The organism is Streptomyces sp. G45 (assembly GCF_049542095.1).
In the GTDB taxonomy this organism is placed as follows: Bacteria; Actinomycetota; Actinomycetes; order Streptomycetales; family Streptomycetaceae; genus Streptomyces.
The window spans coordinates 8731711-8747264 of record NZ_JBMUZU010000001.1 but is presented as its reverse complement, the minus strand read 5'-3'; the positions used below and the strand labels follow the sequence as shown (position 1 = coordinate 8747264).

2 protein-coding genes and 2 pseudogenes are annotated in these 15554 nt (G+C 70.8%); all 4 read right to left on the bottom strand.

Annotated features, from left to right (window positions below):
* Window positions 1-76: 76 nt before the first annotated feature.
* Window positions 77-8005 (bottom strand): annotated as a pseudogene (locus tag ACOBQU_RS37300) (amino acid adenylation domain-containing protein); the annotation flags it as partial.
* A gap of 203 nt (window positions 8006-8208) precedes the next feature.
* Window positions 8209-12195, bottom strand: a complete 3987-nt coding sequence (locus ACOBQU_RS37295; RefSeq protein WP_423633642.1) for an amino acid adenylation domain-containing protein — start codon at window positions 12193-12195, stop codon at window positions 8209-8211.
* A 14-nt stretch (window positions 12196-12209) separates the two neighbouring features.
* Window positions 12210-15289, bottom strand: a pseudogene (locus ACOBQU_RS37290) (AMP-binding protein).
* A gap of 158 nt (window positions 15290-15447) precedes the next feature.
* Window positions 15448-15537, bottom strand: a complete 90-nt coding sequence (locus ACOBQU_RS37285; RefSeq protein WP_423634976.1) for a hypothetical protein — start codon at window positions 15535-15537, stop codon at window positions 15448-15450.
* Window positions 15538-15554: the final 17 nt, after the last annotated feature.

Below are 15554 nucleotides of genomic sequence, written 5' to 3'. Positions count from 1 at the left end.
CGAACAGCTCATGCACACACACCTGCGTGTCAACGGGGGTGCGGGTGTCGTTGAAGTCCTCGATCAGGGTGGCGAGTTCGGCATCGGGCAGGACGTCGAAGCCCGCGACCGGGGCCGTGGGGCGATCGCCCAGGGCGTGGGTGAGTTCGCGTACGGCCGCCACCATCAGGTCGGCGACGCGGTGGGCGTCGAGGCGGTCGTCCGCCTGTGCCGAGATGCCGAGTCCGGCGACGCCGAGGTCGTTGACCGAGAGCACGATCGGATAGTTGGTGCGCTCCTGGCTGTGCAGCACCTGGAACGCGGCCCCGTCGCCGGTGGAGGCCGCGGGCGCGGCGGCGCGGGTCGCCACCGGGCGGGCCGTGGAGCTGTGCCGGTAGTTCAGCAGTGTCGTGAACAGCGGCTGTCCGGCGGGGACTTGGCTGCACCCCTGCGCGAGCACGAGGGGCGCGTGCTCGTGCCGCAGCAGCTCGGACAGCAGCCGCTGGGTGTCGCGGACGGCGTCGAGAACGCCCTGCCACGCCACGTCGACGCGTACGGGAAGGGTGTTGATGAAGAGCCCGAGCCCGCGTTCAGCGCCCGCACCGGCCTGTGTCCGCCCGAACAGCACCGTGCCGAACACCACGTCGGAACGGCCCGTCAGGCGTGACAGGACCACGCTCCACGCCAGGTGGCACACGCTCGCCGGGGAGACACCGGCGCGCCGCGCCTGCCGCCGCAGTTCGTGGACCAGTTCGGTCGGGACCTCGACGTGTGCTTCGGTGATGCCGGTGCCGTCGCCGCGTACGTCGAGGATGCCGTACGGCGCGGTCGGCTCGTCGATGTCGCCGAGCAGCTGGGTGAAGAACTCCTCGTGCTCCGCGCGGCCGGTTCCCAGGGTCGCCCGGGCGACGGCGTCGCGGTACGGCACCGGCTCCGGCAGCGCGTCGGCGCGGCCTGCCAGGACCGCCGCGATCTCCTCCTGCATCACCTCAAGCGTCGTGTGGTCGCCGATGAGGTGGTGCATGAGGACGAGCAGCAGCCAGCGGTCGTGGGGCTCGTCGTACGCCCTGACGACGCGCAGCAGCGGCGCCCGGTCCAGGCCGAGGCGGTAGCGGAGCGGGTCGAACCGTGCCAGGAGTTCCGCGTCCGCGTCCGCGGCGCCATCCAGGGCCACTTCTTCGACGGGCAGCGCGGCCCGGCGCCACACGATCTGCACCGGCCGCGCGAGGCCGTCCCACGCCACGGACGTGCGCAGGATGTCGTGCCGGTCCACCACGGCCTGGAGCGCGGCGGTGAACCGGTCCGCCTCGTCCCGCGTGCCGACCGGCAGCAGGTACGACACCAGGTACGGGTCCGTGTCGCCGCCCATGAGGTGGTGGAAGAGGATGCCCTCTTGGAGCGGCGCGAGGGGGTAGATGTCCTGCACGTTCGCGGCCCCACCCGGCACCGAGGCGACGATCTTCGTGATCTGCTCCTGGGTCAGCTCCACGAGCGGCAGCATGTCCGGGGTGATCGCCTCGGCGCCCGCCGGGATGGCGTTCGGCGGCACCGGCGTCTCGCCACTGCCGCCTTGTGCGGTCGCCGCCGCCAGGGCGGTGACGGTGGGGCTCGCGAAGACCGCCCGGACGTCACAGGACAGCCCGGCCTGCCGCATCCGCTCCACCAGGGACACCGCGAGCAGCGAATGACCGCCCAGTTCGAAGAAATCGTCGTAACGCCCCACCCGCTCCACACCCAGCAGCTCCGCCCAGATCCCGGCCAGAGCCTCTTCCACCACACCACTGGGCGCCTCATAGCCACGCACCACGACCGCGCCACCGTCCGGCACGGGTAACCTGCCCCGGTCGACCTTGCCGTTCGCGGTCAGCGGCAGCGCGTCCAGCGCCACGAACGCCGACGGCACCATGTACGAGGGCAGGCTCGCCGCCAGCACGCCACGCAGCGCGTCGACCTCGACGCGCACACCGTCGGCAGGGACGTAGTAGGCGTCAAGCCGATCACCACGGGCCACCACGACGGCCTGCCGTACACCCTCGCTGTCGAGGAGCCGTGTCTCGATCTCCCCCAGCTCGATCCGGTAGCCACGGACCTTCACCTGGTGGTCATGACGACCCACGTACTCCAACGTGCCGTCCGGCAGCCAGCGGCCGAGGTCACCGGTCCGGTACAGCCGTGTGCCGTCACCAGTGAACCAGTCCGGCACGAAACGCTCAGCCGTCAGCCCAGGCCGCCCCAGATAGCCCCGGGCCACACCCAGGCCACCGATGAACAGCTCGCCGACCGCACCCACCGGCACCGGGCGGCCCTCTGGGTCGACGAGGTAGACCCGCAGGTCCGGGATGGGCCGCCCGATCAGCGAACCCCCGAGGCCGCCGGTGGTGTCCGGTGTGACCACCTGCCCGGTCACGTGCACGGTCGTCTCGGTGATGCCGTACATGTTCACCAGCACGGGACCGTCATCGCCCACGGTGTCGCACCACGGCCGCAGCGAAGCGACCTCCAACGCCTCCCCACCGAAGATCACATACCGCAACTGGTCCTGGCTGACGCCGGTGCGTACGCGTACGTCCGCCAGCCGCGCGAAGGCCCCGGGCGTTTGACACAGCACCGTCACCCCGGCCGCGCACACCAGCCCCCACAACTCCTCCGGAGCGCGGACGACGTCACTGGGTACGACGACGAGCCTGCCGCCGTGCAGCAGCGCGCCCCAGATCTCCCACACCGAGAAGTCGAACGCGTACGAATGGCACAGCGCCCACACATCCGCAGGACCGAACCCGAATCGGTCCTGAGTCGCCGAGAACAGCCGGACCACCTGCCGGTGCTCCACCACGACACCCTTCGGCACGCCCGTCGACCCGGACGTGTAGATCACGTACGCCGCGTCCGAAGGCGAGGACAGCGGCGGCAGGTCGGTCGCAGGGCCGTCAGCGAAGTCCGTCGTCAGGTCCAGGACCAGGGCGGCGGTGTCACCTGCCGCGGTCTCGATCAGCGCCGTCGACGCGGGGCCGTCGGTCAGGACCAGCGCGGGCCGGGCGTCGGCGAGCATGAAGGCGAGGCGCTCGGCCGGGTACGACGGGTCCAGGGGCACATACGCGCCACCGGCCTTGAGCACCCCCAGGATCGCGGCGACGAGTTCCGTGCCCCGCTCGGCGCAGATGCCGACGCGGACGTCAGGCCCCACGCCTGCGGCCCGGCACCGGTGGGCAACGCGATTCGCCCGCTCGTTCAGCCCCTGGTACGTGACATGGGTGTGCCCGTAGGTCACGGCGACCGCGTCGGGCGTCGCGTGGGCCCTGACCTGGAACAGCTCGTGCAGGGTGGAGCGCGGCGCCGGTGTCTCGTCGGCCGGGTTGAACTCCCGTACCACCAGCTCATGTTCGCTCACGGGCAGGACGTCGAGGTCGGAGAGGGGCGTCGTCACGTCGTCGGCGAGGTTCCGCGAGAGCGTGTCCAGGGCGGCGACCAGCAGGGCGCACATCCGTTCCGGGTCCAGCCGGTCGTCGACCTGGGCCGTGACGGCGAAGCCCGCGCCACCGGTGCCGCCGTCGTCGACGGACATCACGACGGGGTAGTTGGTGCGCTGGTGGCCGCCGAGTACGTCCACGCCGGTGTCGGGGGCGGTCGTGTCGGGGGTGGGTGTTTCCGGGGTGTGCCGGTAGTTGAGCAGGCTGGTGAACAGGGGGAGCCCGGTCGGGACCTGGGCGCACCCTTGGGCGAGGACCAGCGGGGCGTGCTCGTGCCGCAGCAGATCGGCCAGCAGCCCGTGGGTGTCCCGCGTGGCCTCCAGCACACCACGGGTGTCGACGCCGACCCGTACCGGCAGGGTGTTGATGAAGAGCCCGAGCCCGCGCTCGGCACCGCGGCCAGCCTGCATCCGCCCGAACAGGACCGTGCCGAACACCACGTCCGCACGGCCCGTAAGCCGGGACAGGACGAGGCTCCACGCCACGTGACACAGGCTCGCCGGGGTCACACCGGCCCGGCGCGCCTGCTCGCGGACGCGCCGCGCCAAGGCGCCGTCCACATCGAGGCGCGCCTCGGCGACACCTGTGCCGTCGCCGTGGACGTCGAGGATGCCGTACGGCGCGGTCGGCTCGTCGACGTCGCCGAGCAGGCCGGTGAAGAACTCCTCGTGCTCGTGCCGGGGCGTGCCGAGCACGGCCTGGGCGACGACGTTGCGGTACGGGACCGGCTCGGGCAGTGTCTCGGCGCGTCCGGCGAGGTGCGCTTCCACTTCGGCGACCAGGGCGCCGACGGATGTGTTGTCGTCGATGATGTGATGCCGCAGGAGGGTCATGAGCCACCGCTGTCGGGCGGTGTCGTACCCGACGAGGATGCGGAGCAGCGGCGCCACGCCCAGCTCCATGCTGTGCCGCTGGGGGGCGAGCGCGTCCGGCACCGGCCTGGTCGGGCCCTGCGCGGCCTCGGTGGACACATCTTCGACCGGCACCTCTTCGACCACCAGGTCCGCGTGCCGCCAGACCACCTGGACGGGCTGCGGCAGCCCTTCCCACACGATGGACGTCCGCAGGATGTCGTGCCGGTCCACCACCGCCTGCAGGGCCCTGGTGAACCGGTCGACCGCCGACCGGGACTCCGCAGCCAGCGACACGGAGATCAGGTACGGGTCCGACTCCTCCCGTACCAGGTGGTGGAAGAAGATGCCTTCCTGGAGCGGGGCGAGGGGGTAGATGTCCTGCACGTTCGTGGCCCCGCCCGGCACCGAGGCGACGATCTTCGTGATCTGTTCCTGGGTCAGCTCCACGAGCGGCAGCATGTCGGGGGTGATCGCCTCGGCACCCGCCGGTATCGCGTTGGGCGGTACGGGCACCTCCGCGCCGGGCCCTTCCGCCACCGCCGCCGCCAGGGCGGTGACGGTGGGGCTCGCGAAGACCGCCCGGACGTCACAGGACAGCCCGGCCTGCCGCATCCGCTCCACCAGGGAGATCGCGAGCAGAGAATGACCGCCGAGTTCGAAGAAGTCGTCGTGGCGGCCGACCTGTTCGACGCCCAGCAGCTCCGCCCAGATCCCGGCCAGAGCCTCTTCCACCACACCACTGGGCGCCTCATAGCCGCGCACCACGACCGCGCCGACGTCCGGCGCGGGCAGCTTGTCCCGGTCGACCTTGCCGTTCGCGGTCAGCGGCAGCGCGTCCAGCGCGACGAAGGCCGACGGCACCATGTACGAGGGCAGGCTCGCCGCCAGTGCCTCGCGCAACCGCGCGGCCTCGGTGCACTTCTCGTCCTGGGGGACGTAGTACGCGTCGAGGCGATCGTCACGGGCGACCACGACGGCTTCCTTGACGCCCTCGGCCTCCAGGAGACGCGCCTCGATCTCGCCGAGTTCGACCCGGTAGCCACGGACCTTCACCTGATGGTCGTCACGGCCGACGAACTCAATGGTCCCGTCCGGCAGCCAACGCCCCAGGTCACCCGTCCGATAGAGCCGCGAGCCGTCAGCGGTCAGCCAGTCCGGCACGAACCGCTCAGCCGTCAGCCCCGGACGCCCCAAGTACCCGCGCGCCACGCCCAAGCCACCGATGAACAGCTCCCCCACCGCACCCACCGGCACCGGGTGGCCCTCTGGGTCGACGAGGTAGATGCGGGTGTTACCGATCGGACGCCCGATGGGCACACTCCGACCGACTGGCAGCGACTCGATCCGGTGCATGGCCGCGAACGTCGTCGACTCCGTCGGCCCGTACCCATTCAGCACATGCTCCGGACCGCCCACTATCGCGGCCATGATGGTCGGGTCGAGAACGTCCCCACCCACCACCAAGTACCGCAACTGGCCCAGCACTTCACCGAGCGCGGAGTGGTACTGGTTGAACAAGCCCACCGTCATCCACAACACCGACACCGACCGCCCGCGCAACACCTCCGCGAACCGCCCAGCATCCAGCACCACGTCCTGCTCCACGACCACCACGGCACCGCCATTGAGGAGCGGTCCCCACACCTCCCACGTCGCCGCGTCAAACGAAGGATTGGCCGCGAACGCCACCCGATCCCCCGGCTCGAACACCACCGCCGGGTTGTCCACCACCAGCCGCACAATGTTGCGGTGCTCCACCGCCACACCCTTCGGCACCCCCGTCGACCCCGACGTATACATCACATACGCCACACCCAACGACGAAGACGCCCCCACCCACGGCACCTCCACGTCCGGCTCGTCGGTGACATCGGCCAGGTCGACGACCGGCACATCGCCCGTCGCCCACTCCACCCCGTCGGTCAGCACCAGCGCGGGCCGCGCGTCGGCGAGCATGAACGCCAACCGCTCCGCCGGATAGGACGGGTCAAGCGGCACATACGCGCCGCCCACCTTCAACACCCCCAACATCGCCGCCACCAGGCCCGCACCGCGATAGGCGCAGATCCCCACCCGCGTCTCGGGGCCGACGCCCGCTGACCGCAGCCGGTGGGCGATCTGGTTCGCCGTGCGGTTCAGCTCCGCGTACGAGACCGACACATCACCGTGGACCACCGCGACCGCGTCCGGGGTCGCCGTGGCCCGTGCCTCGAACAGCTCATGCACGCACACCCGAGTGTCCACGGACGTACCGGTGTCATTGAACCCCTCAACGACCAGCGCGCGTTCCGCCTCCGGCAACACCTCCACCGCACCCACCGACACACCCGAACCGGCCTCCAACGCCCGACCGACCCCCCGCACCGCGTTCACCAACAACGCACACACACGCCCCGCATCCACCCGCTCATCCACCTGAGCCGTCACCACGAACCCCGAACCACCGACGTCATCGACCGACACCACGACCGGATAGTTCGTCCGCTCCTGACTGTGCAGCACCTCGAAACCGCCGTCGGCAGCGTCGGGAGTGGGTGACTCGGGCTCAGGGCTGTGCCGGTAGTTGAGCAGGCTGGTGAACAGGGGGAGCCCGGTCGGGACCTGGCTGCACCCCTGGGCTAGGACCAGCGGGGTGTGCTCGTGCCGCAGCACCTCCGCCAGTAGCCGGTGCGTGTCCCGGACGGCGTCGAGGACGTTCTGCTCGGCGACGTCGAACCGCACCGGCAGGGTGTTGATGAACAGGCCGAGCCCGCGCTCCGCGCCCGCACCGACCTGCATCCGCCCGAACAGCACGGTCCCGAACACCACATCCGACCGGCCCGTCAACCGCGACAGGACCAGACTCCACGCCAGATGGCACACACTCGCCGGGGACACCCCGGCCTGGCGTGCCTGTTCCCGCACGGTCGCGGCGACCTCGGCCTCAATGGCTGCCCGTGCCTCGACGATGCCGGTGCCGTCGCCACGGACGTCCAGGATTCCGTACGGGGCCGTCGGCTCGTCGACGTCGCCGAGCAGGCCGGTGAAGAACTCCTCCTGCTCGTCGCGGCTCGTGCCGAGCACCGCCTGGGCGACCACGTTGCGGTACGGCACCGGTTCCGGCAGCGCCTCTGTCCGCCCGGCCAGCAGGGCGCCGATCTCCTCGTGCAGGACGTCCATGGTGGTGTGGTCGCCCATGAGGTGGTGCATCAGGACCAGGAGCAGCCAGCGGTCGTTCGGCTCGTCGTACGCCGTCACCACGCGCAGCAGTGGCGCTCGCTGGAGGTCGAGGCGGAACCGACGGGGGTCGAAGCGCGCCAGCAGCTGTGCGGCGGCGGCGCCGTGACCGCCTCCGCCGTCCGTGTCCCCGGCGTCGGGGCCTCCGCCGTCGAGCGTGACCTCTTCCACCGGGGCCTCGGCGTGCCGCCACACCACCTGGACGGGCTGCGGCAGCCCCTCCCACACGATCGACGTCCGCAGGATGTCGTGCCGGTCCACCACGGCCTGCAAGGCCCCGGCGAACTCGTCCACCCACTCCCGCGACGGCACCGCCAACACGCTCGACAGCAGATACGCGTCGCCCTCCCCACCGACCAAGTGGTGGAAGAAGATGCCCTCCTGAAGCGGGGCCAGCGGATAGACGTCCTGGACGTTCGCGGCGCCGCCGGGCACTGAGGCGACCACTTTCGCGATCTCCTCCTCGGTCAGCGACACCAGCGGCAGCATCTCCGACGTGATCCGGAACGGTGGGCTCCACCAGTCGGAGTCGCCCGGTCCGATCTGGGCCAGGAGTTGCTCCTTGTGCGTCCGCAACTCCTGGACCAGCGGGCCGTCCAGGGCGTCTTCGGGTCCGCGTACCTTCAGGTCGTCACCGATGCGCCGGAGTTCGACGGACCGTGCCCGGATCTCCACCAGCAGCTCGTCGATGCTCATAGGTCGATCTCCATCTTCCGGCCACCGTCAGCATCGCTCCGGTGAACGTCGGGAATCAGATTCGGTGGCACCTGTATCTCCGTGCCGCCCCCGGCCTCGACTGCGGCGGCGAGTCCGGCGACGGTCGGGGTGGTGAAGACGGCGCGGATGTCACACTCCAGGCCGGACTGTCGCATCCGCTCCACGAGGGAGACCGCGAGGAGGGAGTGGCCGCCGAGTTCGAAGAAGTCGTCGTGGCGGCCGACCTGTTCGACGCCCAGCAGGTCCGTCCAGATCCCGGCCAGGACTTCCTCGACCGCGCCCACGGGTTCCTGGTAGCCGCGCTGCACCAGCGCGTCGGCACCCGGTGTCGGCAGCTTCTCCCGGTCGACCTTGCCGTTCGTGGTCAGCGGGAGCGCGTCCAGCGCCACGAAGGCGGAGGGCAGCATGTAGGACGGCAGCACGTCGCTCAGAGCGCCCCGCAGCGCCTCCGCGTCGGCGCTGCCGTCGCCGTCGGGGACGTAGTACGCGTCGAGGCGATCGTCACGGGCGACCACGACGGCTTCCTTGACGCCCTCGGCCTCCAGGAGACGCGCCTCGATCTCGCCGAGTTCGACCCGGTAGCCACGGACCTTCACCTGATGGTCGTCACGGCCGACGAACTCAATGGTCCCGTCCGGCAGCCAACGCCCCAGGTCACCCGTCCGATAGAGCCGCGAGCCGTCACCGGTTAGCCAGTCCGGCACGAACCGCTCAGCCGTCAGACCAGGACGACCCAAATAGCCACGCGCCACACCCAAGCCGCCGATGAACAGCTCCCCCACCGCACCCACCGGCACCGGTCGACCCCGACCATCCACCAGATAGATCCGCGTATTGCCGATCGGACGACCAATCGGCACACTCCGACCGACTGGCAGCGACTCGATCCGGTGCATGGCCGCGAACGTCGTCGACTCCGTCGGCCCATACCCGTTCAGCACCTGCTCCGGACCGCCCACTATCGCGGCCATGACGCTCGGGTCGAGCACATCCCCGCCGACCACCAAGTACCGCAACTGGCCCAGCACTTCGCGCAACACCATGTGGTACTGGTTGAACAAGCCCACCGTCATCCACAACACCGACACCGACCGCGCCCGCAACACCTCCGCGAACCGCCCAGCATCCAGCACATCCTCCTGGTCCACGACCACCACGGCACCGCCATTGAGAAGCGGCCCCCACACCTCCCACGTCGCCGCGTCAAACGACGGGTTCGCCGCGAACGCCACCCGATCCCCCGGCTCGAACACCACCGCCGGGTTGTCCACCACCAGCCGCACGATGTTGCGGTGCTCCACCGCCACACCCTTCGGCACCCCCGTCGACCCCGACGTATACATCACATACGCCACATCCGCAGAGCGGGCCAACGGCACTAGATCCGTCACCAGCTCATCGACGAAGTCGGCGGCGAGGTCCAAGGCAGGCACGCCCTCCAAGGCGAGATCAACGCTGTCGGTCAGGACCAGCGCGGGCCGGGCGTCGGCGAGCATGAACGCCAACCGCTCCGCCGGATATGAAGGGTCAAGCGGCACATACGCACCGCCCGCCTTCAACACCCCCAACATCGCCGTCACCAACGGCACGCCACGCCGAGCACACACCCCCACCCGCACATCCGGCCCCACACCCTCGGCCCGCAACCTGCGCGCCACCCGATTCGCCGCACGGTCCAACTCCCCGTACGACACCGACACATCACCGTGCACCACGGCCACCGCATCCGGAGACACACGCGCCCGCGCCTCGAACAGCTCATGCACGCGCGCGTCCGCGTCGATCGAGGTCTCCGTAGCGTTGAACTCGCCCACAACCAGGGCACGTTCCGCATCCGGCAGCACATCGAGCCCCGAAACCGCCGCGTCCGGATCGGTCGCCAGCGCGTCCGTGAGCTCGCGCAGTGCCGCCGTCAGCAGACCGCACAGTCGCTCCGGGTCCAGCCGGTCGTCCACCTGGGTCGTGATCGTGAGGCCCGCCTCGCCCCAGTCGTCGATCGACACCAGGACCGGATAGTTGGTGCGTTCCTCGCTGTACAGCGCCTGGAAGCCGGGGATCGCCTCGTCGCCCTCGAACGCCACGGAAGCGACGGAAGCCGTGGGAGCCGTGGAAGCCGTGGAAGCCGTAGGCGAGTTCGCCGGGGCGCTGTGCCGGTAGTTGAAGAGGCTGGTGAACAGCGGCAGCCCCGCCGGGACCTGGCTGCACCCCTGGGCGAGCACCAGCGGCGCGTACTCGTGACGCAGGACCTCCGCCAGCAGCCCGTGTGTGTCCCGGACCGCGTCCAGGACCCCCTGGTCACCTGCCTCGATCCGGACAGGCAGAGTGTTGATGAACAGGCCGAGCCCGCGCTCAGCGCCCGCACCGGCCTGCATCCGCCCGAACAGCACGGTGCCGAACACCACGTCCGACCGGCCCGTCAGCCGTGACAGCACGAGACTCCACGCCAGGTGGCACACGCTCGCCGAGGACACCCCGGCTCGGCGCGCCTGCTCCCTGATGCCCTGAGCCAGGTCGGCGCCCACCGCGGCCTGTGCTTCCACGATGCTGGTGCCGTCGCCTCGTACGTCGAGGATGCCGTACGGCGCGGTCGGCTCGTCGATGTCGCCGAGCAGCTCGCTGAAGAACTCCTCGTGCTGCTGCCGGGGCATGCCGAGCACGGCCTGGGCGACGACGTTGCGGTACGGCACCGGCTCGGGCAGGGCCTCGGCGCGTCCGGCCAGGACGGCCCCGACCTCCTCCTGCATGGCCTCCAGCGTGGTGTGGTCGCCGATCAGGTGGTGCATCAGGACCAGGAGCAGCCAGCGGTCGTTCAGCTCGTCGTACGCCGTCACCACGCGCAGGAGTGGCGCCTGGGCCAGATCCAGCCGGAGCCGCCGCGGGTCGTAGCGCGACAGGAGTTCGGCGGTCGCGTCCGCCGCGCCGTCCAGGCGTATTTCCTCGACCGGGAGCGGGGACTCACGCCAGACCACCTGGACCGGTTGCGGCAACCCTTCCCACACGAGCGAGGTCCGCAGGATGTCGTGCCGGTCCACCACGGCCTGCAAGGCCCCGGCGAACTCGTCCACCCACTCCCGCGACGGCACCACCGACACACTCGACAGCAGATACGCGTCGCCCTCCCCACCGACCAAGTGGTGGAAGAAGATGCCCTCCTGAAGCGGAGCCAGCGGATAGACGTCCTGCACGTTCGCGGCGCCGCCCGGAACCGAGGCGACCACCGTAGCGATCTCCTCCTCGGTCAGCGACACCAGCGGCAGCATCCCCGGCGTGATCACCTCAGCGCCCACCGGGATCGCGTTCGGCGGCACCGGCACTTCCGCGCCGTCCCCCTCCGCGACCGCCGCCGCGAGCCCGGCCACGGTCGGCGTGGCGAACACCGCCCGCACGTCACACGTCAGCCCGGCCTGCCGCATCCGCTCCACCAGGGAGACCGCGAGGAGGGAGTGGCCGCCGAGTTCGAAGAAGTCGTCGTGGCGGCCGACCCGTTCGACGCCCAGCAGGTCCGCCCAGATGCCCGCCAGGACCTCCTCCACGACACCGGCCGGTGCCTGGTATCCGCGTGCCACGACCGCTCCGCCGTCCGGCGCGGGCAGCTTGTCCCGATCGACTTTGCCGTTCGCGGTCAGCGGCAGCACGTCCAGCGCCACGAACGCCGACGGCACCATGTACGACGGCAACACCGCACCCAGCGCCCCGCGCAGCGCCTCCACCTCGACACCGCCGCCACCATCGGGAACGACGTAGGCGTCGAGGCGCTCGCCATGGGCCACCACCACGGCCTCCCGCACACCGTCCAGCTCCACCAGCCGGGTCTCGATCTCCCCCAGCTCCACGCGGAACCCACGGACCTTGACCTGGTGGTCGTTGCGGCCGACGTACTCCAGCGTGCCGTCCGGCAGCCAACGCCCCAGGTCACCGGTGCGGTAGAGCCGCGAACCGTCACCGGCCAGCCAGTCCGGCACGAACCGCTCAGCCGTCAGCCCCGGACGCCCCAGATACCCCGGGCCACTCCCCGACCGCCGACCAGCAACTCACCCACCACCCCCACCGGCACCGGACGCCCCACCGCATCCACCACATACACCCGCAGGTCCGGGATCGGACGCCCGATCAGCGATCCACCGAGGCCACCAGTGGCGTCCGGTGTGACCACCTGTCCGGTCACGTGCACGGTCGTCTCGGTGATGCCGTACATGTTCACCAGCACCGGACCGCCACCGGCCGTAGCGTCGCACCACGGCCGCAGCGAAGCGACCTCCAACGCCTCCCCACCGAAGATCACATACCGCAACTGGTCCTGGCCGTCCCCCGCACGCACCCGCACATCCGCCAGCCGCGCGAAGGCCCCCGGCGTCTGACACAACACCGTCACCCCAGCCGCGCACACCAGCCCCCACAACTCCTCCGGAGCCCGTACCACATCACTGGGTACGACGACGAGTCGCCCGCCATGCAGCAACGCGCCCCAGATCTCCCACACCGAGAAGTCAAACGCGTACGAATGGCACAACGCCCACACATCCGCAGGACCGAACCCGAACCAATCCCTCGTCGCCGAGAACAACCGGACCACCTGCCGGTGCTCCACCAGCACACCCTTCGGCACCCCCGTCGACCCCGACGTATAGATCACATACGCCACATCCGAAGCAGACCCCTCACACAGCAGGTCCGTGTCCGGCTCATCGGCGAGGTCCGCCAGCTCCAGCACCGGCACCTCCCCACCGCTCAGGGCATGCGTGGCCACGCCGTCGGTGAGCACCACCGCGGGCTGGGCGTCGGCGAGGATGAACGCCAACCGCTCCGCCGGGTACGACGGGTCCAGCGGCACATAAGCACCCCCGCCTTCAACACACCCAGAATCGCGGCAACCAACCCCACACCCCGCTCCGCACAGACCCCCACCCGCACATCCGGCCCCACCCCCACCGACCGCAACCGATGCGCAACCCGATTGGCTGCACGATTCAACTCGGCATACGACCACCGCTCCGCACCACACACCACCGCGACCGCCCCCGGAGCCACCCGCACCCGCTCCTCGAACAGCTCATGCAGACAGGCCAGCGGCGCCGCCGACGCCTCGGCGGGGTTGAACTCCCGTACCACCAGCTCGTGTTCGTCCTCCGGAAGCACCTCAAGTCCCGACAGCGGAGTCGCCATGCCGTCCGCGAGGTCCTGCGCCAGCTCGTCCAGGGCGGCGACCAGCAGGGCGCACACCCGCTCCGGGTCCAGCCGGTCGTCGACCTGGGCGGTGACGGCGAAACCGGCGTCCGCGGCCGCGAGGTCGTCGACCGAGACCACCACCGGGTAGTTGGTGCGCTCGTAGCTGCGGAGTACGTCCACTCCGGCCGCGCCAGCGGGCCCGTCCGGGGCGGAGTTGAGGGACTCGGGGCTGTGCCGGTAGTTGAGCAGGCTGGTGAACAGGGGCATCCCCGCCGGGACCTGGCTGCACCCCTGGGCGAGGACCAGCGGGGCGTGCTCGTGCCGCAGCAGCTCGGCCAGCAGCTCGTGCGTGTCCCGGACGGCGTCGTACACGCCCCGTCCATCGACGTCGACGCGCACGGGAAGGGTGTTGATGAAGAGACCGAGCCCGCGCTCCGCGCCCGCACCGGCCTGCATCCGCCCGAACAGGACCGTGCCGAACACCACGTCCGATCGGCCCGTCAGCCGGGACAGGACGAGGCTCCACGCCAGGTGGCACATGCTCGCCGGGGACACACCGGCCCGGCGTGCCTGGTCGCGGACCCGGTCGGCCAGGGCCGCGTCCACCTCGGTACGGGCCTCGGCGACGCTCGTGCCGTCGCCTCGTACGTCGAGGATGCCGTACGGCGCGGTCACCTCGTCCACGTCTCCCAGCAGCTCGCTGAAGAACTCCTCGTGCTGCTGTCGGGGCATGCCGAGCACGGCCTGGGCGACGACGTTGCGGTACGGCACCGGCTCGGGCAGCGTCCCGGCGTGCCCGGCGAGGTGGGCCTCCACCTCGGCGACCAGCGCGCCGACGGACGTGTTGTCGTCGATGATGTGGTGCATCAGGACCAGCGAGAGCCACCGGTCGTTCGGCTCGTCGTACGCCGTGACGATCCGCAGCAGCGGAGCCCGCCGCAGGTCCAGCGCGGTCCGGTGGGCCTCAAGGCACGCGACCGCGTCTTCGTGGCCGTCCGCGCTGACCTCCTCCACGGACAGTCGGGCGTGCCGCCAGACCACCTGGACGGGCTGCGGCAGCCCTTCCCACACGATCGACGTCCGCAGGATGTCGTGCCGGTCCACCACCGCCTGCAGGGCACCCGCGAACCGGTCCACCGCCGCCCGCGACTCCGCGGCCAGCAGCACCGAGATCAGATACGGGTCCGACTCCTCCCGCACCAGGTGGTGGAAGAAGATGCCCTCCTGCAACGGTCCGAGCGGGTAGACGTCCTGCACGTTCTCCGCCCCGCCGGGCACCGAGGCGACGACCTTCGCGATCTCCTCCTCGGTCAGCGACACCAGCGGCAGCATGGCGGGGGTGATGACCTGGGCGCCCGCCGGTATGGCGTTCGGCGGCACCGGCACCTCCGTGCCGCCGCCCTCCGCGACCGCTGCCGCGAGCCCGGCGACCGTCGGCGTGGCGAACACCGCCCGCACGTCACACGTCAGCCCGGCCTGCCGCATCCGCTCCACCAGGGACACCGCGAGGAGGGAGTGGCCGCCGAGTTCGAAGAAGTCGTCGTGGCGGCCTACCCGTTCGACGCCCAGCAGGTCCGCCCAGATGCCCGCCAGGGCCTCTTCCACAGCACCGACCGGCGCTTGATAGCCGCGTGCCACGACCGCGCCGCCGTCCGGCACCGGCAACGCGCGACGGTCGACCTTGCCGTTCGCGGTCAGCGGCAGCGCGTCCAGCGCCACGAACGCCGACGGCACCATGTACGAGGGCAGCACCGCGGCCAGCGCCCCGCGCAGCGCCTCCACCTCGACACCGCCGCCACCATCGGGAACGACGTAGGCATCCAGGCGGTCCTCGCGAGCGACTACCACCGCTTCCCGCACGGCTTCCTGGTCGAGGAGCCGTGCCTCGATCTCCCCCAGCTCGATCCGGTAGCCACGGACCTTGACCTGGTGGTCGTTGCGGCCGACGTACTCCAGCGTGCCGTCCGGCAGCCAACGCCCCAGGTCACCGGTGCGGTAAAGCCGCGAACCGTCACCGGCCAGCCAGTCCGGTACGAAGCGCTCCGCGGTCAGCCCCGGCAGCCGAGATACCCCCGGGCCACGCCCCGGCCGCCGACCAGCAGTTCGCCCACCACACCCACCGGCACCGGACGCCCCACCGCATCCACCACATACA